The sequence below is a fragment of the Microbacterium hatanonis genome (assembly GCF_008017415.1).
GTDB lineage: Bacteria > Actinomycetota > Actinomycetes > Actinomycetales > Microbacteriaceae > Microbacterium > Microbacterium hatanonis.
In genome coordinates this window covers 120,682-141,190 of sequence record NZ_VRSV01000002.1, presented here as the reverse complement: position 1 = coordinate 141,190, position 20,509 = coordinate 120,682, and the positions used below count along the sequence as shown (strand labels likewise).

The following is a 20,509-nucleotide window of genomic DNA, read 5'->3' as shown; positions in this document are numbered from 1 at the left end:
ATGACCATCACGCAGAGACGTCGCACGTTCTCGCTGCCCGCCGCGCTGCTCGTCGCCGCGCTGGCGCTCGCCGGGTGCACCGGCGCCACAGCAGGCACGGACCAAGCGGCTCCGGCGACGCCGCCGCTCGCGGAGGTGTCGCCGATCGCCGACCCGTTGTCGTGGCAGGGCCCGGCGACCGCGGTCGCCGCGCACAGCGCGATCGACCCCATCATCGAGGGCGCCGCCGCCCTGCCCGCCACGATCGTCGACGCGCAGGGGACGACCGTCACCGTCACCGACACGTCGCGCATTCTGGCCCTCGACATCTACGGCTCGCTCTCGCGCATCGTCTTCGAGCTCGGACTGGGCGACTCGGTCGTGGGGCGCGACGTGTCGAGCGCGTTCCCCGAGGCATCCGATCTCCCCCTCGTCACGGCGAACGGTCACGAGCTGAACGCCGAGGCCATCCTCGACGCCGCCCCGACCGTCATCCTGACCGACACCAGCCTCGGTCCGTGGGACACGATCCTGCAGATGCGCGACGCAGGCATCGCGGTCGTCGTCGTCGACTCGCACCGTTCGATCGACACGGTCGGCGCGTTGACCCAGCAGGTCGCCGACGCCCTCGGTGTATCCGAGCGGGGGGCGACGCTCGCCGCGCGCACCACGGCGGCCGTCGACGCGAAGGTCGCCGAGATCGCCGCCGTCGCCCCGGCGGACCCGTCGCAGAGGCTGCGCATGATGTTCCTCTACGTGCGGGGGCAGTCGGGCGTCTACTACCTCTTCGGCGAGGAGTCCGGCGCCGACACCCTCATCACCGCCCTGGGCGGTATCGACATCGCCGGCGAGATCGGCTGGCAGGGGATGCGGCCGGTCACCGACGAGGCGCTCATCGACGCGAACCCCGATCTGATCCTGATGATGACCGATGGGCTCGCCTCGGTCGGGGGCGTCGACGGGCTCGCCGAGCACCTCCCCGCCGTCGCCCAGACCGACGCGGGCCGCAACCGCCGCATCGTCGACATGGCCGACTCGACGATCCTGAGCTTCGGCCCGAACACCGCGCAGACCCTCGACGCGCTCGCCGTGGCGATCTACGCACCGGAGTCGGCGGGGTGAGCGCCGCGACCCAGACGGTCGCCGTCGCCGCCCCCGCCGCTGTCCCGAGGCGTCGGGATCGCCGCGCGGTCGCGATCGCGACCTTCGTCGCGATGGGCGCGGCGCTGGTCGTGCTGACGGTCGTCTCGGCCGGCACCGGGCAGCTCTCGATCCCTCCCGCGGAGGTGCTCGGATCGTTCGCCCGAGCGTGGAACGGGTTCGTCTCCTCCTTCGGCGCGGGCTGGATGTCGGTGCCGAGCGGAGCGGCCATGACGCACGTGAACGGCGAGGCCACCCTCTGGCTCGTCCGCCTGCCGCGCCTGTTCATGGCGGTGCTCGTCGGTGCCTCGCTCGCGACCGCCGGCGCCGTCATGCAGGGCGTGTTCCGCAATCCGCTCGCCGAGCCCGGCGTGATCGGCATCTCTTCGGGCGCGGCCGTCGGCGCGTCGGCCGTGATCGTCTTCGGTCTCTCGTTCGCCGGGCCTCTGACCGTGCCGCTGTTCGCCTTCCTCGGCGGCCTCGCCGCGACCATCGTCGTGTACACCTCGGCCCGAGCCGACGGACGCACGGAGGTGGTCACGCTCGTCCTCACCGGTATCGCGGTCAACGCGATCGGAGGCGCGGCGATCGCCCTCTTCACGTACCTCGGGTCGACACAGGAGCGCGAGCAGATCGTCTTCTGGCAGCTGGGGTCGCTCAACGGCACCCGGTGGCAGGACGTCACGATCGTCGCACCGCTGGTGGCGGTGGGCGTCGCCGTCTGCCTGCTGCTGTCCCCCGATCTCGACCTGCTCGCCCTGGGCGAGCGACAGGCCGAGCACCTCGGCGTGCGGGTGGAGCGGCTGCGCGTCGTCGCGATCGTGGTCATCGCGCTTCTCACCGGCGCCGCGGTGGCCTTCTGCGGCATCATCGGTTTCGTCGGGCTGGTCGTGCCGCACCTGATGCGGATGCTGTTGGGCCCCGGCCATCGGCTGCTCCTGCCCGCCAGTGCGCTCGGGGGCGCGGTGCTGCTCGTGGCCGCCGACCTCGTCGCGCGCACGGTCGTGCCGAACTCGGAGCTTCCGATCGGCATGATCACCGCTCTCATCGGCGGCCCCTTCTTCTTCTGGCTGCTGCGGCGCACGCGGCGACGCTCCGGAGGGTGGGGGTGATGGCCGCGGTGCTGAGCGCACGGAACGTCGGCGTATCGGTCGGGGGGCGCCGTCTGCTCGACGGCGTCGACCTCGACCTGCACCCGGGCGAGCTGCTCGTGCTCGTGGGTCCGAACGGCGCCGGGAAATCCACGCTCCTGTCGGTGCTCGCCGGCGACCGCGCGCCCGACGAGGGCGAGGTGCGGCTCGACGGCCGACCCCTGGCGACGCACCGCGTCGAAGACCGTGCCCGTCGCCGGTCCGTGCTCACTCAGAGCAACGAGGTCTCGTTCCCCTTCCTCTCGGCCGAGGTGGTCGCGATGGGGCGGGCGCCGTGGCGTCGGCGGCCCGAGGCCGACCGCGACGATGAAGCGGTACGCGTCGCGCTCGTCGCGGGCGAGGTCGAGTCGTTCGCGTCGCGTCCGGTGACCTCGCTCTCGGGAGGCGAGCGGGCGCGGGTCGCCTTCGCGCGCTCGTTCGCGCAGGAATGCGGGATCGCGCTGCTCGACGAGCCCACCGCGAGCCTCGACATCCGGCATCAGCATCGCGTGCTGTCCCGCACCCGCGCCCGTGTCGCCGCCGGGGGCGCGGCGGTCGTGGTGCTGCACGACCTCGCGCTGGCGGCGGCCTACGCCGATCGCATCGCATTGCTCGAGGCCGGACGGCTCGTCGCCGTGGGCGCCCCTCGCGAGGTGCTCGAGCCGGAGCTGCTCACGCGGGTGTACCGGCATCCGATCCACGTCCTCGACGGGCCCGGGGGTTCGCTCCTGGTGATCGCCGACCCGTCCGCCACCCACTCCGACTCTTCTGAGGAGCGCATCGCATGACCGCCAGCACCCACCGCCGAGTCCGACCGCTCGCCGCCCTCGCGATCGCGACGGCCATCGCGGCCTCGGCGATCGCGGGCGCGACGCCCGCCTGGGCGTCCGCGGGCGTATCGGTCGCCGGGCCCGACGGCGGCAGCCTCCTGCCGGCCGACTACGCGACCGAGGTGACGGTCAGCGGCACCGGCTTCCAGTCGATCGCGAAGGGCTTCGGCGGCGTCTACGTGCTGTTCGGGTGGGTCGACGACGCGGCCGGTGGATCGTGGCGCCCCTCGCAGGGAGGAGAGGTCGGCAGCGACTACCGATACGTTCCCGATGCCGAGTCGGCCGACAACGCCGGGTATCAGCGATTCCTGGCGTTCCCCGGCAGCCAGACCGAATCCTCGGCGAACGGCGTGCTCGGCGCGGACGGATCGTGGAGCCTGTCGATGGTCGTGCCCGGCGCCGTCTTCGAGAGTCAGGACCGCGACGGCCGGGTGTCGGAGGTCGACTGCCGCCAGGTCACGTGCGGCATCATCACGATCGGCGCGCACGGCGTGAAGAACGCCAACAACGAGACGTTCACGCCGGTGAGTTTCGGGACGGCGCCGGCGGCCGCCGAGGACGGGACGGATGCTGCGCCCGCAGCGCCCGCGGCTCCCGCAGGCTCCGTGAGGGTCGGGCTCGCGTCGGGGTTCGTCGAGGCGGGCACCTCGATCGTCTTCACGGGCCAGGGGTTCACGCCCGGGGAGCAGATCGTCGCCTCGCTCGACTCCGGACTCACCGCGGTCGGGCCGCTGACCGCCGGCTCCCTCGGCGAGGTCGCGGGGGCGCTCCCCGTGCCGTCCGACGCGCGCGACGGCACCCATCTCGTCAGCCTCCGCGGTGCGGGGTCCGGCGTCGTGGCCGAGGCGGAGGTCACCGTCACCGGCAGCACTGCGGCAGCGGGCCTCGTCTCGGCGGCGACGACCGAGACGCCGCAGTGGGTGGTGGTCGTGCTGCTGGCGAGCATCGTGCTCGCCGTCGTCCTCATCGTCACGAGCCTGATCGCGGGGCTCCGCCGTCGCCACCGCCGCAACAAGGCGCGGAAGGCGGCCGCCGCGGTCCCGGTCGCGGAGGCATCGACCGACGCCCCGACGGCCGCAGCATCCGCACCCGTCGTCCCGTCCACGACTCCGATGGAGGTCGTCCGATGACCCGCCGTCTCGCGGCCGCCATCGCCGCCGTCCTCGCCGTGGGGGCCCTCTCCCTCGGGGCCGCCGCGCCCGCGATCGCCGCGCCCGACGAGATCACCGTCACCATTCCCGAGTTCGTCGAGGTGCCGGCGAACCCGGCCGACGGCACGACGATCACGAACGCACAGCTGCGGTGGGGCCTGAACACCGAGGCGGGGGCCGGCGCCTTCGCCGGCGGCTGCAACTTCTTGAGCGCGGGGCGTGCCGGCGACGCCGGCAGCGCCCGCGTCTGGGGCGCCGGCGACGGGCTGTACTCGGCCCGAGCCGGTTCGGTGCGCATCGAGAAGCCCAATGCCGCGGGCGAGTGGGTGCCGGCGTCGTTCGACACCCGCTGCCTCGACCCGCAGGGTCGCGCCGTGACCACGTCGAGCATGACCAGCGCCTCGGGGAACAACGTGGTGATCGACGGCGGTACCGGCTCCGTCCGCGCCGACGGCGGCATGGATCTCCGCTGGAGCGGCTCGTTCACGGTCGTCTTCTACGGGGGCATGACGTACTGGTCGGTCACCGATCCGGTGCTCACGATCGACGCCTCCGGCACCGGGCGCCTCGTGGGCACGGCCAGCGGATGGGGCACGTCGATGGACGACACGACGAAGTGGGAGAAGCTCCCCGACCAGTCGATCGTGCTCGCCGAAGTGCGTCGCGTCGATTCCTCGGGCGGCGCCGGGTTCTCGGTCGTTCCGGAGTACCTCGGCGTCGCCGTCTCGGACGGTCAGGCGCCGCGCACCGCGCAGAACCAGGCGTACTGGGGATCGTTCCCGCAGAGCTTCGTCGACTACCAGAGCCGCACGGGCCAGCGCGCGTACTGGCTGACCTCCGGCGGCGTGCGCGACCCCGCCAAGCCCGCGACCGCGCTGACCGTCAGCTACGACGCATCCGCCCCGATCGCCGCCCCTGCGGGCGGCTCCGGCGACGGCGCGCAGGCCGCCGGGGCGACGCCCTCCAACCCGGTGCGCACGGCCCCGGCCGTCGCCTCGCCCCTCGCGGTGCCGTCCGTCCCGACGATGCCGATCGTCGCGACGGCCGCGCTGACGACGGTGCCGTCGCCCCGGGGGCTCGTGCCCGACGCGGCGACCGCGATGTCGCCGCTCGTGGTGCCGCTGCTCGGCACGGCCGCGGCACTGGGTCTGTCGATCATCGCCGTGCTCGGTCTCATGCAGCTGCTCCCCTGGCAGCGCAGGGCGATCCCGTAGGTGTCGAGAGACCGCCGGCGCCGTATCGGGCGGGCGGTGCGACAATAGGGTCATGGCCGCCCAGCCCGAGTACGCACCGCCTCCCTCCGTCACCGACGAGGTCGAGACGGTCACCGTGCGCCGGGCGCCCAAGTACAGCGTCTTCCTGGTCGCGGGCGCCGCTCTCGGCATCGTCATCGCGATGATCCTGACGTTGGCGTTCTCCCGCCCCGCCGAGACCAGTCAGTACACGGGCATCGAGTACGCACCCATGCAGGTGTTCGGTTTCATCGCCCTCATCTGCGTGCCCGCCGGCATCGCGATCGGCGGTGTCGTCGCGCTGATCTTCGACCGCACGGTCGGTCGACGAACCCGCGAGGTGGTCGTCGATCACGAGCGGGTGCACCTGCCCGACTGATCAGGCGAGCTCCGCGATGATCGGGTGGATGGCCGCGTCGAACGCGACCACATCGCCGCGCAGCCCGTCGGTCACGGCGACGGTGAGAGAGCCGATCCACCACACGCCGCGCTGGGTCAGCGGAAGCACCTGGACGTTCAGCTCGAACGAGTGCGCGCGGCGGCCGACGCGTCGCTCGTGCTCGGCGATCGCGCTGGCGTAGGCGCGATACGACACGCCGGGCCTGCCGCCCGAGTCGGACGAGTACCGCGCGTTCTCCGCCCGCGCGTAGGCGAGAGAGGCGCGCGCGTGCGGCACGATCGCGGCCTGGAGGTCGGCCATGCCCTGGGCGGGCAGCGCGATCATGGTCTCGAAGTCGTCGACGAGCTCGAGCGGCACGGGTGAGGGGTGGGCCTGCGGCTCCACCGTCATCGCCCAGTACTCGCGCCACTGGCGTTCGAGCCGGGCCTGGGCTTCTTCGTCGCGCTCGGGGCCGGTGCGGGCGGGCACACCGCGAAGGTGGGGGAGCTCGTCGGGGGAACGGACGCCGATGGCCTGCCGGAGGTAGAGCGCGAGCAGCACCGCGACCCCCGCGTCCTCGCGGATCGTCCACTCCGGACCGCCGGTGCCCGCCATGCCGCCATTGTAGGTCCGTGTGCCCGCCCCGCCCCCGTCGCGGGCGGAGGAGATCTCACGAGCGGAGGATGCTGCGGCCGCGCCGGGTCAGCCCCCGGTGAGAACTCCTCCGTTCGCGACACCGCCCGCTCCTCCCCAGCGGTTCCGGGCAGCGGATCGTCCCCACCCCTCCGACGGGTCGGGTCCGCACCTCGCCCCGTCGGCCAGGGTCGGGGGATGCGCGAACGTGATCTGGTACGACTGACGATGGCTCTGCGGGCGGGAGGCGGTCTCGTCCGCAGCATCCGTCTGGTTCGCGAGGGTCATCCGCACCGCACCATCGCCGCCGCGATCGAGCGCGGACTCGCCATCCGGGTCAGGCGGTCGTGGATCGCCCTGCCCGATGCCGACCCCGCCCTCCTCGTGGCGGCTCGGGCGGGGGTGGTCCTCACGTGCGTCACACAGGCCGAGCGGCTCGGCCTGTGGGTGCTCGATCACTCCGGGATGCACGTCGCCGCCCCGCCGAACGCGGGCCGTGTCGACGTGCCCGCCGGTGCGCACGTGCATCGCGCCCGGCCCCTCCTCCCGCGAGCCGCCGACGCGCTGAGCGATCCGATCCAGAACGTTCTCGCGCTCGTCGCGGTCTGCCAGCCGTTCGAGGCGGCGCTCGCGGTGTGGGAGTCGGCGCTCCGCGCGCAACGGGTCGACGTGCTCGAGCTGCAGCGTCTTCCCATCGGGTCGCGGGCGCGCGAGATCCTTGCTGCGGCCCAGCCGTTCTCCGATTCGGGGCTCGAGTCGTTCGTCCTGCCGAGGCTGAAGTGGATGCGGTTGCGCATCATCGCGCAGGCGTGGATCGCCGGACGCCCCGTCGACTTCCTGATCGGCGAACGCCTGGTGCTGCAGATCGACGGCGGCCACCATGTCGGCGCCCAGCGCGAAAGCGACGTGCGGCACGACGCCGAGTTGGCGCTGCGCGGGTACCACGTGATCCGGGTCGGGTACCGGCAGGTCGTCGACGACTGGGTCTCGGTGCAGGATCTTCTCTCTCGCGCCGTCGCTCAAGGACTCCACCTCGCCGCCTGAGGCGTCACCGCGAAAGGAGATCTCACGGGCGGAGGGCCCCTCGGGCGCGCAGCATCCTCCTCTCGTGACATCTCCTCCCTACGTGACGGGGGGGCGGTCCTCCTGGCGTGACGCGGGACGGCGTCACGGGCGCAGACCGTGCCGCAGCGCGCCGGTAGGCTGTCACCGTGGCCGAAGCTCCCCGCAATCCCTACTCCGATGCCGGCGTGGACACGGCTGCGGGTGACCGCGCGGTCGAGCTCATGAAGGCCGCCGTCCGCCGCACGCACGGCCCAGAGGTGCTCGGCGGCGTCGGCGGTTTCGCCGGCCTGTTCGACGCCTCGGCACTGCTCGGCTACAGCCGACCGCTCCTCGCATCCAGCACCGACGGCGTCGGCACGAAGGTCGCCATCGCGCAGGCGATCGACAAGCACGACACGATCGGCCTCGACCTGGTCGGCATGGTCGTCGACGACATCGTCGTGGTGGGCGCCAAGCCGCTCTTCATGACCGACTACATCGCGTGCGGGAAGATCTTCCCCGAGCGCATCGCCGACATCGTCGCGGGCATCGCGCGCGGCTGCGCCGAGACGGGCACCGCGCTCGTCGGCGGCGAGACGGCGGAGCACCCGGGCCTGCTCGGACCCCACGACTACGACGTCGCCGGAGCGGCGACGGGCGTGGTCGAGGCCGACCGCATCCTCGGCGCCGAGCGCGTGCGCCCGGGCGACGTGGTGCTCGCCCTCGCCTCCAGCGGTCTGCACTCCAACGGCTACTCGCTCGTGCGCCACATCGTCTCGGGCCGCGGCATCCAGTACGGCGACGTCGCCGCCGACTTCGGCGTGACGTGGGGCGAGGCGCTCCTCGAGCCGACCCGCCTCTACACGACCCCGCTGCTCGGGCTCGTCGACGCCCTCGGCGACGGCGTGCACGCGCTGACACACGTCACCGGCGGGGGCATCGCCGCCAATCTCGCGCGCGTGCTGCCCCGCGGCACCTGGGTCGACGTCGATCGCGCGTCATGGTCGCCTCCGCCGGTCTTCCGCGTGCTGGCGGACCTCGGCGGTCTCTCCCTCACCGAGACCGAGGGCACGTGGAACCTCGGCATCGGCTTCCTCGCGGTCGTCTCGGCAGGGAAGGCGGATGCTGCTGCCGCCCACCTCGCGGCCCTCGGCATCCAGACGTGGCCGGTCGGCACCATCCACGACAGCCCCCTCCCCGACGGCGACTTCGAACAGGGCGCCAAGGGTGTCGACGGAGGAGCAGTGCGGCTCGTGGGCGCCTACGCCGACGGCTCATCCGAAACCGGAGCGAACTAACACCACATGTGCGGAATCGTCGGAATGGTGGGCCAAGGCCCGGTCAACCAGGAGATCTACGATGCCCTCCTCCTCCTGCAGCACCGCGGGCAGGATTCGACGGGTATCGCCACGGCCGAGTCGAACGGCATCTTCCACATCTCGAAGGCACGCGGCATGGTGCGCGAGGGCTTCCGCACGCGCGACATGCGCACGCTCCTCGGCGGCATCGGCCTCGGGCACGTGCGCTACGCCACCAAGGGCACGGCGTCGAACGAGGAAGAGGCGCAGCCGTTCTACGTGAACGCGCCGTACGGCATCGTCCTCGTGCACAACGGCAACCTCACGAACACCCGTGAGCTGACAGACGAGCTGTTCCACCGCGACCGCCGCCACCTCAACACGAGCTCCGACACCGAGCTGCTCGTGAACATCCTCGGCTCCGAGCTGCAGTCCGAGATCGGCGGCCCCGATCTCGACCCCGCACAGGTGTTCGCCGCGGTGACCCGCGTGCACGAGCGCGTCGAGGGGTCGTACGCCGCGATCGCGTTGATCGCCGGGTACGGCCTGCTCGCCTTCCGCGACCCGTTCGGCATCCGCCCGCTGATCCTCGGCACCCGCGCGGCCGACCCGTCGGCGTCTGTCGGCGAGTCGATCGGCGTGGAGGCGGTCGGGCACTCCGGCGGGTACGAGTGGGTCGTGGCATCCGAATCGCTCGTGCTCGAGAACGCCGGCTTCGAGGTCGTGCGCGACCTGCTGCCGGGCGAGGCCGTGTTCATCACGCTCGACGGCACGCTGCACACGCAGCAGTGCGCACCGACCCCGCAGCTCGTGCCGTGCTCGTTCGAGTACGTCTACCTCGCCCGTCCCGACTCGGTGATGAACGGCATCGCCGTCTACGAGTCGCGCCTGCGCATGGGCGACCGCCTGGCCGACACGATCGCGAAGTACACGCCGATCGAGGCGATCGACGTGGTCATGCCGATCCCCGACTCGTCGCGCCCGGCGGCGATGCAGGTCGCGCGCAAGCTCGGCATCGAGTACCGCGAGGGCTTCTACAAGAACCGCTACGTCGGCCGCACCTTCATCATGCCCGGACAGGCGGTGCGCAAGAAGAGCGTGCGTCAGAAGCTCAACGCCATGTCGAGCGAGTTCAAGGGCAAGAACGTGCTGCTCATCGACGACTCGATCGTGCGCGGCACCACGAGCCGCGAGATCATCCAGATGGCCCGCGACGCCGGCGCCAAGACGGTGACGTTCGCGTCGGCGGCGCCGCCCGTCCGCTACCCCCACGTGTACGGCATCAACATGCCCTCGCGCGAGGAACTCGTCGCCCACAACCGCACGATCCCCGAGATCGCCGAAGAGCTGGGCTGCGACTACCTCGTGTATCAGGAGGTCGACGACCTCAAGGCGGCGATCCTCGAGGGTTCGGACGTCACCGACCTCGACATGAGCTGCTTCGACGGCCGATACATCACCGGTACGGTCTCGGCCGAGTACCTCGCCTGGGTCGAGGGTTCGCAGTCCTCGTGACACGGTCGCGGCCGTGAGCGCGCCGTCCCGGCCGGTCGGCCGCGCGCTCGTCGTCGTCGGCATCGTGCTGATGGCGGCGACCCTGCGCATCGCCGTGGCATCGTTGTCGCCCGTCATCGATCGCATCGATCGCGACTTCGCCCTGCCGGCCGCGCTCGTCGGCCTCATCGGAATGGCGCCTCCCGCGGCTTTCGCCGTGATGGGGATGCTGACGCCCGCCATCGAGCGGCGGGTCGGCCTCGAGCGACTCGCGCTGGCGGCCGTGGCCGTGGGGGCGGTGGGGCTCGCCGCCCGCGCCCTCGCCTTCGACGCCTGGTCGCTGTTCGCCGTCACCGCCGTGCTGTTCGCCGCGGTCGGGGTGGGCAACGTGCTGCTGCCCGGCATCGTGAAGAAGTACTTCCCCCGCAGCGTCGGTGCGATGACAGCGGTGTATACGACCGCCATGACGGTGGCCACCTTCGTCCCGCCGCTGTTCGCCGTGCCCCTGGCCGACTCGCTCGGCTGGCGGCTGTCGTTCGCGGTGTGGGCGGCGGTGGGGGCCGCCTCCCTCGTCCCCTGGGTCGTGATCGCCGTGCGCGCGCGGCGCTCGCCCCGTGACGCGATCGAGGGGCCGCGCGTCGATGTCGTCCGCCGTCTCGTGCGTCTTCCCCTGGCGTGGGCGCTCACCGGTACCTTCGCGGTGAACGCCTCGGTCGTCTACGCCGCGTTCGCCTGGCTGCCGGCGATCCTCGTCGACGTCGCGGGCTCCTCGGCCGAGGGGGCGGGTGCGTTGCTCGCGCTCTTCGCCTTGGTCGGGCTGCCCTGCACGCTCTTCGTGCCCCTGCTGGTAGCCCGCTACCGTGTGATCCGCAGCCTCTATGCGGTCGCGGTCGGCGGCGGTCTCGTCGCGATCGCCGGACTGCTCTTCGCTCCGGCGGCAGCGACCGCGCTCTGGGTCGTTCTTCTCGGGCTGCCGCCGCTGCTGTTCCCGATGATGCTGGTGCTGCTCGGACTCCGCACGCGGGCGCACGACACCGCCGTGGCCACCAGCGGGTTCGTCCAGAGCGTCGGCTACGCTTTCGCGGCTCTCGTGCCGCTGGCGATCGGCGTCACCCACGAGATCACCGGCGACTGGACGGTCGCGCTGGTGATCCTCGGCGTCGTGATCGCGATGGCCGCTCCCGCCGCCGTCTTCGTCGTGCGCTCGGGCACGGTGGAAGACGAGTGGGAACGACGACACGGCCCCTGGTGAGGAGCCGACGCGGGTTCGAGAAGCCTCAGCGGCTCACGTGCGAGGTGGACGACTGAGGAGTGTCTTCCTCTTCGCCTTCTTCGTCGTCGTCGAACTCATCCGCCCACTTGTCTTCGTAAGCGTTCTCGTCGGCGTCGGGGTGCCCGAGCTCGCGCTCGAGTGCCGAGTAGTTCACCGACGGGCTGAACGACTTGAGTTCCCGGGCGATCTTGGTGTGCTTCGCCTTTTGACGGCCACGCCCCATGCGAGACCCCCTCATTTGACTGACGCGGGCTTGTCCAGCCCGGTATTCGCGAATCCGGATCGAAGCCGGTAAGAGTAGCATTCAGGATATCACGGTGGCCTCCTGCGCTTCCCGCGCCGGGGGGCGAGAGGACGCGACCGATGAGCGACGAAGCATCCCTCCAGCCCGACGGGCCGCTCGCCGGCTCGACCGACGTGCCGCGCGGCGCGGTGATCGCCGGTGTCGCGCCGGGCGTGAGCCCCCGGGTCGTGGTGGAGGCCGCGCGATTCGCGAGACTGTCGTCGGCTCCCCTCGCGGTCGTGCACGTCGACGTCACCCGGTTCGTGACCTTCGAAGACCCCGACGGGTACGTCCACTCCTCGCAGGTCGAGATGGCCGCCGACGCCGCCCGTGCGCAGCTCGACGAGGTCGAGAAGGCGGCGCGCCTCGCTCTGGCCGACACCGACGTCGCGTGGTCGGTGCATCAGCTGGTCGGCGATCCGGCGACGGCTTTGGCCCGACTCGCCGATCGCATCGACTCTCCGCTGCTGGTGGTCGGCACCCGCCGCCGGGGTCTCGGCGAGTCGATCCGCGAGTTCTTCACCGGATCGGTCGCCGCTCGGCTCACCCACCGGCAGCACCGACCGGTGCTGGTGGTGCCGCTGGGCGAACCGGTGCCTCACGATCAGGAGATCGACTGGGGCCTGTGACGATCAGCCCTGCATCGCCCGGGTGAGGGCTCGGGATGCTTCGTCGAGCGCGGCTTCCAGAGCGTCCACCGTCGAGGCGGTGAGCGTTCCGCCTCGTGCGACGCGGGTGCGCAGGTCGCTGCGCACCCGCGCGCGGAACTCGCTCACGAGGGCGTCGGCGCGATACAGCTGCTCGCGGCTGCGCACGCGAGGATCATCGTCGGTCGAGGGCGTCGCGGGCTCGGCGCGCTCGTCGCGCGAGGCGGCGGCGAGATCGGCGCGGAGGCTGCGCATCGCGTCGCGGACGCTGCCGCGCACCTCTTGCGCGATGAGTCTCACGCTGTCGGCGAGGTCGTCCTGGATGCCGCGGAGGTCGCCGGCACGGGCGGCCACCTCGGTGCGACCGGCGTCGGTGATCTCGTAGACGGTCTTGCGTCCGTCGACGGTCTTCGTCACGAGTCCCTCCTCCTCGAGCTTGGCGAGGCGGGGGTAGATCGTGCCGGCCGAGGGCGTGTAGGTGCCTCCGGTGCGGTCGGACAGCGCCTGCATGAGGTCATAGCCGTGGCGGGGCGACTCGTCGAGCAGGCTCAGCAGGTAGAGGCGCAGGTCGCCGTGCGAGAACACCGGGCTCATCGCTCCTCCTCCGACTCGTGCTCGTGCGCGGCGGGCGCCACGGCGGGCGACTCCGATGAGGCGAGCGCCGGGCGGCGCAGCACCGTGAGGTCGCCCGAGACGGCGTTGGTGCGCACGTCGACGAAGTTGCCGGCGAGTTCTCCGGACGAGCCGCTGTAGTTGGTGGGTCCCGAGCCGGAACGCACCACGCCGTCGACCTGCACGCGCCCGCTGACGGTGCGCGCGACGTAGTTCGCGGCGAGCCCCTCGTCGAGGCGCACGGTCGCGTTGCCGCTGACGGTGTTGACGTTGATCGCGTGGATCGGGCCGCTGGAGTCGACCAGCACGGACCCCGAGACGGTGTCGACGGAGGTCTTGGTGATCTCGCCTGTGGCGGCGACGTCGCCCGAGACGCTGTTGGCGGTGAGGGCGCCGCGGAGCTCCCGCACCTGCACGTCGCCGGAGACGGCGTTGAGAGTGAGGTCGCCGTCGAGTCCGTCGACGATGATGTCGCCCGAGACGGTGTTGAGCCGCGCCGAGGTCTTCAGGCCGGCCACGAGCGCGCTCGCGCTCACGACCCCGAGGGTGAAGGCGATGTCGCGCGGCACAGCGACGCTGATCTCGGCCTTGGGCCCGCCGGCGCCGAAGTTGCGGAACACCTCGAGGAAGTTGTCCCAGCGCAGCTGCGGGTGGTCGATCTCGAGCGCGTCGCCCGACATCTCGATGCGCAGGTCTTTGACCGTTACGCCGTGCACCTCGATGCGCACGCCCGGTTCGTCATGGGCGACGACATCGATCTGGCCGCCGACGAGGCCGGCCTTCAGCGAGCGCACCGTTTCGATGTCGATGACGCGCGTCTCGCCGGGGTGGATGATCCACTTCTCCATAGTCATGGTCGACTCCTTCTCGCATGGTCGCGATATATCGCGTTGAGGAGAAGATAACACGATATATCGCGTCTCGCCAGAGCAATGCGTGCGGACCAAGGGTCGGCGGCCTCGAGCGCGGCGGTCGAAGCGTCAGGCCGGGCGTACGAGGTGGATGCTCGCCCAGTCGCGGATCTGGTCGAGCGCGGGCACCAGGGCGCACCCGCCGGCGGTGAGGGCGTATCGCACGCTCACCGGCGGCCCCGATTCGACGGTCCGCGTCACGAGACCGTTCGCCGCCAGTTCGCTCAGCCGCTCGGAGAGCATGGAGTCGCTGATGCCGTCGAGGGCGCGTCGCAGATCGGAGAACGACGCTTCGCCGCCGCCCAGGACCCCGAGGATCATGCCGTTCCAGCGCTTCCCCAGTACCACGAACGCGTGGGTGAGCGCCGCGTCGCAACTCCGCGCATCGTGGGGGGTGGCCGCATCCATGGGGTCATTCTACTCTGCTAGTCTTTCCGCAGTCGCTAGCAAATAACGAGTGACAAGGTTTCGAGAAGTGGAGAGTGCCATGGTTCTGTTCCGGTTGGATGCCAGCATCCGCGAAGAAGGGTCGCTCAGCCGTGAGCTGGGCGACGTGGTCGAGGCCGAGTGGGCGGCCTCGCACCCCGGCGCATCGATCGTGCGTCGTCACGTGGGCGTCGACCCCGTCCCCGCATCGGCATGGGCTGCGGCCGTCTCCGCCGGCGCCGTGGAACCGGGGGAGCGCTCCGCCGAGCAGCGCGATGCGGTCGCCCTTGCGGCGACGTTCGTCGACGAACTGGTCGAGGCGGACGCCTTCCTGTTCGCCGTTCCGCTGTACAACTTCGGCGTCTCGCAGCACTTCAAGTCGTGGGTCGACCTCGTGGTCACGGACGAGCGGATGCAGCCGGGCGCCACCACGCTCCGAGGCCGCCCGGCCGTCCTCGCCACCGTGCAGGGCGGCAACTACCGCGACGGCACGCCGCGCGAGGGCTGGGATCACGCGACCGGGTGGATGCGCCGCATCCTCGCCGACGTCTGGGGGATGGACGTCCGCGTCGTCCAGCGGGAGTTCACCCTCGTCGGTGTGAACCCCGCGCTCGACCAGTTCGCCGACGCCGCGGCCGAGATCGCGCGGGAGTCGCACGCTCAGGCACTCGAGCACGGCCGCTTCCTCGCCGACGCTCTCTCTCGCGCCGCCGCCTGAACGTGCTCGGCGTCGCGGTGTCAACCCCGCGGCGCCGAGCACGCGGCGCGCTCTAATCTCGGGCTCAGTTCGGTGACGGAAGGAGCCGCCATGCCCGGTGCGCGCGGATCGAGTCTCAAAGATCCAGACATGTACGAGGAGCTTCGCAAAGACGGCGCGTCCAAGGAGAAGGCCGCCCGCATCTCCAATGCCGCCGCGGCGCAGGGACGTTCGCGCGTGGGAACGCGCGGCGGCCGGGCCGAGGACTACGAGGACCGCACCGTTCCCGAGCTGAGGGCGAGAGCCAAGGAGCTCGGCCTGAGCGGGTACTCGGGCAAGAGGAAGGCGGAGCTGATCACCATGCTCCGCGAGCACTGACGCCGTGGCGCGGCTCCTTCGGGTGCGCCCGTACGAGGATCCCGGGTTTCGCCGGGTGAGGTCGGGTGCAGGATTCCGCTACGTCGATCACGCCGGTGGTGCTGTGGCCGACCACGCCGCCGACCGGGCGCGCGCGCTGGTGATCCCGCCGGCGTGGCGGGAGGTCTGGATCTCGCACGAGCCGCTCGCCCATATCCAGGCGGTCGGCACCGACGAGGCGGGAAGGCGGCAGTACCTCTACCACGCGGACTGGTCGAAGCGTCAGGACAAGGGCAAGTTCGCCCGCGCCCTCGCGCTCGCCGACACCCTGCCTCGGGCGAGGGGGCGCGTCACGCAGTCGCTGCGACGCGCCGAACTCGACCGCGAGCGCGTGCTGGCGGTGTCGTTCCGGCTCCTCGACCAGGTGGCTCCGCGCGTCGGCTCGGCGCGCTACTTCACGACCAACGGCAGTCGGGGCCTGACCACCCTGCAGCGCCGCGACGCCACGGTCGACGGGTCGCACGTCGAGCTGTCGTTCCCGGCGAAGAGCGGCAAGCGCGCCTACCTGGAGCTCGACGACGACGACCTCGCCGCGGCCCTCGGCGAGCTCGCCGCCGGTCGCCCGAGAGCGCCCCTCCTGTCGTACCGGAGGGGGCGCCGCCGCGTCGCTCTGCGACCGGGCGATGTGAACGCCTACGTGCGCGTGCTCACCGGCGGGACTTTCTCGGCGAAGGACTTCCGCACGCTTCGAGGAACCGTCCTCGCCGCAGAGGCATTGGCCCGCATCGGCACCGTCGACACCGCGAGCGATCGCAAGCGCGCGGAACTCCTGGCGATCCGCGCCACCGCCGACGGGCTCGGCAACACCCCCGCCGTGGCCAAGAGCAGCTACATCGACCCCCGCGTCTTCGACCGATATCGCAAGGGGCGGCTGTTGAGTCTCGACGGGTCGCGCGACAACGCCATCCGCGCGCTCATCCTCGGCTGAGGCGTCGCACGGTGGGCCGCAGGCCGACGGCCGAAGGCGCGGATGTCGTCGACGCGACGGGAGTGGGGGTTCTCGGTGCCGGGCTCCCCGGCCGAACTCCCGGCCGGGCCCGTCGCACGCGTGGAATACTGAAACCGATACATCTCTGTATCGATCCCGCAGCACCCGCGATCCGCGAAGGACCCCCGTGTCGAACCTCGCCGTCCTCAGCCTGAAGAACCGGGCGCTCATCGCGCTGGTCACGATCGTCGTCGCGGTGTTCGGAGGCCTGGCTCTGACGAGCCTGAAGCAGGAGCTCATCCCCTCGATCGAGCTGCCCGTGCTCTCGGTCGTCACGACCTACCCCGGTGCCTCGCCCGAGGTCGTCAGCAACGATGTCTCCACGCCGATCGAGACGGCCATCCAGGGGGTCCCCGGCCTCGAGTCGACGACCGCGACGAGCACGACCAACGCGTCGATCGTGCAGGCGTCGTTCACGTACGGCACCGACCTCGCCACCGCCGAGCAGAAGATCACACAGGCGATCAACCGCATCAAAGCGCAGCTCCCCACCGACGTCGAGCCCAACGTCGTGTCGGTGAGCATCGACGACTTCCCCGTCATCCAGATCGCCGTCACCGGCTACGCCGACGCCGACACCGCACAGGCGACGCTCCAGTCGACGATCGTGCCCGACCTGCAAGACGTCGACGGGGTCAATGCAGCGCAGGTCGTCGGCGGCGTCGGTCAGCGCATCACGATCACCCCCGACCAGACGGCGCTCGCAGAACGCGGGTTCTCGCAGCAGGCCATCACCGACGCTCTCGATCAGAACGGCGTGCTCTTCCCCGGCGGCGAGATCACCGAGGGCGATCAGACCCTGACCGTGCAGACCGGTGCGAAGATCACCTCGGTCGACGACCTCTCCGCGCTCCCGCTCGTCCCCACCGACGCCGCCCAGGCCGCCGCCGCGACGACGACGATCGCCGATGTCGCCACCGTGGAACTGCAGGCCGACCCGGTGACCTCCATCTCGCGCGTCGACGGCGAGCCGGCGTTGACGATCGCGGTGACGAAGCTCCCGTCGGCGAACACCGTCGACGTCTCCCGCGGTGTGCTCGCGGCGCTCCCCGCCCTCGAGTCGTCGTTCGAGGGCGCGACCTTCACGGTCGTCTTCGATCAGGCGCCGTTCATCGAGCAGTCCATCGAGTCGCTCGCCCTCGAGGGACTGCTGGGGCTGGTCTTCGCCGTCCTGGTGATCCTGGTGTTCCTGCTGTCGGTGCGTTCCACCCTCGTCACGGCGATCTCGATCCCGACGAGCGTGCTCATCACCTTCATCGGCATCCAGGCCTTCGGGTACTCGCTCAACATCCTGACCCTGGGCGCGCTCACCATCGCCATCGGGCGTGTGGTCGACGACTCCATCGTCGTCATCGAGAACATCAAACGGCACTACGTGCGGGGTGCCGACAAGACCCAGGCCATCCTCCTCGGCGTCCGGGAGGTCGCCGGCGCGATCACCGCCTCGACGCTCACGACCGTCGCGGTCTTCCTCCCCATCGCCTTCGTCGGCGACCTCACGGGTGAGCTGTTCCGACCGTTCGCGCTCACCGTGTCGATCGCGATGGCAGCCTCGCTCTTCGTCGCGCTGACGATCGTGCCCGTGCTCGCCTACTGGTTCCTCCGGCCCGGCAAACCCGTGACCGACGCCGAAGGCCGCTCCATCGATCCCGAAGACCCCGCCGCACCGCCGAGCGGTCTCCAGAAGCGATACCTCCCGGTGCTGCGGTGGACGCTCGCCCACAAGGCGGTCACCCTCGTTCTCGCGGCGGTCGTCCTGGTCGGCACAGGATTCCTCGCTCCGCTGATGAAGATCAACTTCCTCGGGGACTCGGGCCAGAACACCCTCACCATCACTCAGGAGGTCGCCCCCGCAGCGAGCCTCGAGACCGAGGACGCGGCGGCGCAGCGCGTCGAGACGGCTCTCGAAGGCGTCGAGGGCATCCGAACGGTGCAGGTCTCGATCGGCTCGACGGGGTCGGCGCTGCGCGACGCGTTCAGCGGCGGCGGAGCCGGCATCACCTACTCGGTGACCACCGACACCGATGCCGACCAGGAAGCCGTGCGACGCGATGTGCAGAACGCGATCGCCGATCTCGACGACGTCGGCACGGTCTCGGTCGCCGCATCCGGTGGCGGATTCGGATCCAGCGACATCGAGATCGACGTGACCGCGCCCGACGGGTCGACGCTGCAGGAGGCGACCGATGCCGTCGTGACGGCGCTCGACGCGCGCGAGGACATCGGCCAGGTCACGAGCAACCTGTCCGACTCGCTGCCGTACATCGCCGTGTCCGTGGATCGTGACGCCGCCGCGCAGCGCGGGCTGTCGGAGGTCGCCGTCGGCGGTCTCGTCTCGAACACGATGCAACCCCGCTCGGCAGGCACGGTGGAGATCGACGAGACCTCGCTGACGGTCTACATCGCGGCCGCCCAGAGGCCCCTCACCATCGACGAGCTGCGGGCTCTCAGCATCCCGACCGCCGCGGGCATCGTGCGACTCGACGAGATCGCCACGGTCGCCGAGACGCAGGGGCCGACCTCGATCACGACGGTGCGCGGTCAGCAGACCGCCACCGTGACGGTCGCGCCGGACGGCGACGATCTGACCGCGGCTTCCTCGGCGGTGAACGCCGCGCTCGCCGATGCGCAGCTGCCCTCGTCGGCGGACGCCGAGGTCGGGGGCGTGCTGACCCAGCAGCAGGAGGGCTTCGCCCAGCTCGGGCTCGCGATGCTCGCGGCGATCCTGATCGTCTACATCATCATGGTGGCGTCGTTCAGATCGTTGCTCCAGCCGCTCCTTCTGCTGGTGTCGATCCCGTTCGCGGCCACCGGGGCGATCCTGCTGCAGATCGTCAGCGGGATCCCGCTGGGCATCGCATCGCTGATCGGTGTGCTGATGCTCATCGGCATCGTCGTGACGAACGCGATCGTGCTGATCGACCTGGTCAATCAGTACCGCCGTAAGGGCCTCGACGTCGCCGACGCCATGATCGCGGGCGGCTCACGGCGACTGCGGCCGATCCTGATGACGGCGCTCGCGACGATCTTCGCCCTCACTCCGATGGCTCTGGGCATCACGGGGCATGGCGGGTTCATCTCCCAACCGCTCGCGATCGTCGTGATCGGCGGGCTGGTGTCGTCCACTGTCCTGACGCTCCTCGTGCTGCCGACCCTGTACGCCCTCGTGGAAGGGGCGCGTGAGCGGCGCGCAGCACGGCGGGGCGCACCGGCTGGGGGCGACGCGGCACTCCCGTCAGCGACCGGACCTGCGGACGGCTCGTCGGTCGCAGCGCACGCCGGTGCGAGCGCACCGCACGGTGACGACGCGGCACCGGCGTCGCGCCGGGAGTACCGACGAGAGCACCCGGAGAGCTGACCGCCTGCACGCGGGCCGTGAGGCTCCGCGTGAAGATGCCCGACCAGGCGAACATCGCGCTGGTGGCGATCACTTCGAACAGAGCCAGGTTGATCGTCTCTGTGACGAAGAGCCAGGCGCCGATGAAGATCACGACGAACACGATGCTCGTCGTGAACACCAGGCGCTTCGGCATGCGGTGCAGGAGGATCGGCGACGTCAGCAGCAACGCGGCGAAGCCGAGCACCATGGAGCCTGCGACGTTGTCGTGCAGGGTCTTGTTGACGTTGAGCGGGATGCACCCGACCAGCGAGAGGTTCACACCCACGATCGACAGGCAGACCTGCGCGACGAGAGGCGCACCGCGGCGCACGTAGACGCGCCGGATGCGGCGGAGGTCGCGCCCCACGCTGCGCGCGTACAGGGTCACCGCGATCCCCGCGATGATCAGCGTGCCGTTGAAGAAGCCCCCCGACGTGTTGCGGTACGTGCCGAGCTCGCTGAAGTGGAGCTGCCACCACAGCGGCTCGGTCGTCGTGAGGATGGAGAGCAGGATGCCGCCGACGAGGATCACGAGGGATGCGGCGCCGAAGTGCATCGTCGTCAGT

20 protein-coding genes and 1 pseudogene are annotated in these 20,509 nt (G+C 71.0%); 15 read left to right on the top strand and 6 right to left on the bottom strand.

Features of this window, described 5'->3' with window-relative positions; translation table 11 throughout:
• Genes FVP77_RS10865 through FVP77_RS10840 form a run of 6 tightly spaced genes read left to right on the top strand, consistent with a single transcriptional unit; the run spans position 1 to position 5,841 of the window.
• Positions 1–1,101 carry a heme/hemin ABC transporter substrate-binding protein gene (locus tag FVP77_RS10865; RefSeq protein WP_147894647.1) on the top strand — a complete coding sequence of 367 codons (1,101 nt, stop codon included), beginning with the start codon at positions 1–3 and terminating at the stop codon, positions 1,099–1,101.
• Positions 1,098–2,231: a FecCD family ABC transporter permease gene (locus FVP77_RS10860; protein WP_425463137.1), complete on the top strand. Its 1,134-nt coding sequence runs from the start codon at positions 1,098–1,100 to the stop codon at positions 2,229–2,231. Before FVP77_RS10865 ends, FVP77_RS10860 begins: the two co-directional genes overlap by 4 nt.
• Entirely contained in the window at positions 2,231–3,037 is an 807-nt protein-coding gene (locus tag FVP77_RS10855; RefSeq protein WP_147894646.1) for a heme ABC transporter ATP-binding protein, read from the top strand. The genes FVP77_RS10860 and FVP77_RS10855 overlap by 1 nt, the downstream gene beginning before the upstream one ends.
• The gene (locus tag FVP77_RS10850) at positions 3,034–4,209 is read left to right on the top strand and encodes a hypothetical protein (RefSeq protein WP_147894645.1); all 1,176 of its coding nucleotides are present in this window, start codon (positions 3,034–3,036) and stop codon (positions 4,207–4,209) included. The genes FVP77_RS10855 and FVP77_RS10850 overlap by 4 nt, the downstream gene beginning before the upstream one ends.
• Positions 4,206–5,444, top strand: a complete 1,239-nt coding sequence (locus FVP77_RS10845) for a hypothetical protein (RefSeq protein WP_147894644.1) — start codon at positions 4,206–4,208, stop codon at positions 5,442–5,444. Before FVP77_RS10850 ends, FVP77_RS10845 begins: the two co-directional genes overlap by 4 nt.
• A 52-nt stretch (positions 5,445–5,496) precedes the next feature.
• Positions 5,497–5,841, top strand: coding sequence for a potassium transporter Trk (locus tag FVP77_RS10840; protein ID WP_147894643.1), 345 nt, complete (start codon positions 5,497–5,499; stop codon positions 5,839–5,841).
• Here FVP77_RS10840 and FVP77_RS10835 read toward each other — a convergent pair whose 3' ends face one another.
• Positions 5,842–6,456 carry a zinc-binding alcohol dehydrogenase gene (locus FVP77_RS10835; RefSeq protein WP_147894642.1) on the bottom strand — a complete coding sequence of 205 codons (615 nt, stop codon included), beginning with the start codon at positions 6,454–6,456 and terminating at the stop codon, positions 5,842–5,844. It lies immediately after the preceding gene.
• A 216-nt stretch (positions 6,457–6,672) separates the two neighbouring features.
• Here FVP77_RS10835 and FVP77_RS10830 point away from each other — a divergent pair, with 216 nt between their 5' ends.
• From FVP77_RS10830 to FVP77_RS10815, 4 genes are all read left to right on the top strand, one after another.
• Complete coding sequence (locus FVP77_RS10830; RefSeq protein ID WP_147894641.1) at positions 6,673–7,518, top strand: endonuclease domain-containing protein; 846 nt, start codon at positions 6,673–6,675, stop codon at positions 7,516–7,518.
• A 167-nt stretch (positions 7,519–7,685) separates the two neighbouring features.
• Positions 7,686–8,816 carry a phosphoribosylformylglycinamidine cyclo-ligase gene (gene purM, locus FVP77_RS10825; protein ID WP_147894640.1) on the top strand — a complete coding sequence of 377 codons (1,131 nt, stop codon included), beginning with the start codon at positions 7,686–7,688 and terminating at the stop codon, positions 8,814–8,816.
• Between the two features lie 6 nt (positions 8,817–8,822).
• Positions 8,823–10,331, top strand: a complete 1,509-nt coding sequence (purF, locus tag FVP77_RS10820; protein WP_147894639.1) for an amidophosphoribosyltransferase — start codon at positions 8,823–8,825, stop codon at positions 10,329–10,331.
• Between the two features lie 13 nt (positions 10,332–10,344).
• Entirely contained in the window at positions 10,345–11,562 is a 1,218-nt protein-coding gene (locus FVP77_RS10815; RefSeq protein WP_246134080.1) for an MFS transporter, read from the top strand.
• Between the two features lie 25 nt (positions 11,563–11,587).
• Here FVP77_RS10815 and FVP77_RS10810 read toward each other — a convergent pair whose 3' ends face one another.
• Positions 11,588–11,806, bottom strand: a complete 219-nt coding sequence (locus FVP77_RS10810; RefSeq protein ID WP_147894638.1) for a DUF3073 domain-containing protein — start codon at positions 11,804–11,806, stop codon at positions 11,588–11,590.
• Positions 11,807–11,946: 140 nt separating this feature from the next.
• On the opposite strand from FVP77_RS10810, the gene FVP77_RS10805 reads away from it, so the two are divergent.
• Entirely contained in the window at positions 11,947–12,495 is a 549-nt protein-coding gene (locus FVP77_RS10805; protein WP_147894637.1) for a universal stress protein, read from the top strand.
• Positions 12,496–12,498: 3 nt separating this feature from the next.
• Here the strand turns inward: FVP77_RS10805 and FVP77_RS10800 are convergent, their stop codons facing one another.
• The 3 genes from FVP77_RS10800 to FVP77_RS10790 form a co-directional block, all read right to left on the bottom strand.
• Complete coding sequence (locus FVP77_RS10800) at positions 12,499–13,107, bottom strand: PadR family transcriptional regulator (RefSeq protein WP_147894636.1); 609 nt, start codon at positions 13,105–13,107, stop codon at positions 12,499–12,501.
• Positions 13,104–13,979, bottom strand: coding sequence for a DUF4097 family beta strand repeat-containing protein (locus tag FVP77_RS10795; protein WP_147894635.1), 876 nt, complete (start codon positions 13,977–13,979; stop codon positions 13,104–13,106). Before FVP77_RS10795 ends, FVP77_RS10800 begins: the two co-directional genes overlap by 4 nt.
• Before the next feature lie 126 nt (positions 13,980–14,105).
• Positions 14,106–14,444 (bottom strand): winged helix-turn-helix transcriptional regulator, encoded by a 339-nt coding sequence (locus FVP77_RS10790; protein WP_147894634.1) that lies wholly within the window; start codon positions 14,442–14,444, stop codon positions 14,106–14,108.
• A 79-nt stretch (positions 14,445–14,523) separates the two neighbouring features.
• Here FVP77_RS10790 and FVP77_RS10785 point away from each other — a divergent pair, with 79 nt between their 5' ends.
• The 4 genes from FVP77_RS10785 (at position 14,524) to FVP77_RS10770 (ending at position 19,922) form a co-directional block, all read left to right on the top strand.
• Positions 14,524–15,180 carry an FMN-dependent NADH-azoreductase gene (locus FVP77_RS10785; RefSeq protein WP_147894633.1) on the top strand — a complete coding sequence of 219 codons (657 nt, stop codon included), beginning with the start codon at positions 14,524–14,526 and terminating at the stop codon, positions 15,178–15,180.
• Positions 15,181–15,270: 90 nt separating this feature from the next.
• On the top strand, positions 15,271–15,537 hold the full coding sequence (locus tag FVP77_RS10780; protein ID WP_147894632.1) for a DUF7218 family protein: 267 nt from the start codon (positions 15,271–15,273) through the stop codon (positions 15,535–15,537).
• 4 nt (positions 15,538–15,541) lie between these two features.
• A complete protein-coding gene (locus FVP77_RS10775) occupies positions 15,542–16,504 on the top strand; it encodes a DNA topoisomerase IB (RefSeq protein WP_147894631.1) in 963 nt (320 codons plus the stop codon).
• A gap of 187 nt (positions 16,505–16,691) precedes the next feature.
• On the top strand, positions 16,692–19,922 hold the full coding sequence (locus FVP77_RS10770; RefSeq protein WP_147894630.1) for an efflux RND transporter permease subunit: 3,231 nt from the start codon (positions 16,692–16,694) through the stop codon (positions 19,920–19,922).
• 88 nt (positions 19,923–20,010) lie between these two features.
• On the opposite strand, the pseudogene FVP77_RS17070 reads toward FVP77_RS10770, so the two are convergent.
• A pseudogene (locus FVP77_RS17070) lies at positions 20,011–20,499 on the bottom strand (DUF998 domain-containing protein); the annotation flags it as partial.
• Positions 20,500–20,509: the final 10 nt, after the last annotated feature.